The 1,377-nt window shown below is 72.0% G+C and carries 1 protein-coding gene and 1 pseudogene (1 of these 2 only partly in view); both read right to left on the reverse strand.

The features are described 5' to 3' along the window. Positions 1-433: MarR family transcriptional regulator (locus ACFR9S_RS03410; protein ID WP_379818070.1), on the reverse strand; the 433-nt coding region annotated here is incomplete at its 3' end. Positions 434-483: 50 nt separating this feature from the next. Continuing rightward, positions 484-1,377: pseudogene (locus tag ACFR9S_RS03415) on the reverse strand (NAD(P)/FAD-dependent oxidoreductase) (it continues 397 nt past the right edge of the window).

A 1,377-nucleotide genomic window follows, 5' to 3' on the forward strand; every position in this document is an offset into this window, starting at 1 on the left:
CGGTGCCCGCCTCGGCGTCCGTGGTCGCGACGCCGGTCGCCGCCCCCTCCTCGCCGGGCGTCGCGTGGAGCAGGCCGTTCCGGATCGAGAGCGAGACGGTGTCGCCGGCCTCGACCGCCTCGACCGCGATGGCGGCGTCCTCCTGCAGACTCTCCAGCACGTCGTCGGTGACGTGGTCGACGTAGCGCCGCAGCGACTTGGCCTCGCGGAACAGCCAGTCGACCCCCTCCTTGGTGACGCGGTAGCGCGAGCGGCCCTCCTTCTCGACCAGCCCGTCGTCGACCAGTTCGCGGATGTACTCGCTGACCGCCTGACTGGTGACGCCGACGGCCTCGGCGATCTCGCCCTGACTTACCGCCGGCTGGCGGTCGGCGATCTCCGCGAGGATGCGAAAGCGGCTCGCAGTGCGTTTGTCCGCCAGCGCGTCGCTCATAGCCGACCTGTGGGCTGGCCGCCACATAAACCGCCCGACCTGCGGGGTGCTCAGGCGTCGAACCGCGCCGTGATGGCGTCGGCCGCACGCGTCCCGCTCTCCAGCGCCCCCTGGATCGACGACCAGCGCGTATAGTCGCCCGCGAGGAACACCGGCCCTGCCGGGTCGTCGGCGTCCGGGAGCCGGGCGTGGGCACCGGGCGGCTGGGCGAACTGTGCGAACGGGATTCGGTCGGTCGCGAGCAGTTCGAGTCCGGACACGTCGCGTTCGGGGTACCACGACGCCAGCGCCTCCCGGGTCTGCGCCGCGAGCGCCTCGGCCGAGCGGTCCTGTGCGCCGTCGTCGACGAAGGAGGCCGCGAGCAGCGCGTCGTCGCTGCCGTCGCCGTACTCGGGGGCGACGGCCGAGAGCTGTGCGACCGTATTGGGTGCCTCGTCCCCAGCGTTGTGCATGATCCGCGTGCCGGCGTCGAGTTCGGGGCCGGGCAGGCGGTAGTGCTGGGTGACGACGCCCGCGCCCTCGGTCGGAATCGACTCGACGCCGGTGAGTTCGCGCGCGGTCGGCGGGTCCGTCGCGACGACGGCGGCGTTGAACTCGGGGCTGCCGGAGTCGGTGTCGAACGCGACGCGGTTCCCGCCGGTGTCGAGATCGTCCACGGCGACGCCGGTCCGGATATCGACGCCAGCCTCCCGCGCCTTCTCGGCCAACTGTGCCGGGATCGCGGCCATCCCCTCCGCCGGGACGGCGATGCTCCCAAGCGACATCGCGCGGAACGTGTACTCGAACACGTTCGCGGAGGTCGACAGCGAGCGGTCGAGCGTGATCCCGCCGTACAGCGGCGCGGCGAAGTTCTCCACGAACCCCTCGGAAAATCCCGTATCCCGGAGGTACGCCCGGATCGACTGGTCGGGCGTTCCGAACGCCGGCCAGTCGCCGTCGGTGAG

Origin of the sequence: Halolamina salina (assembly GCF_042678005.1) — an archaeon.
GTDB classification, from domain to species: Archaea; Halobacteriota; Halobacteria; order Halobacteriales; family Haloferacaceae; genus Halolamina; species Halolamina salina.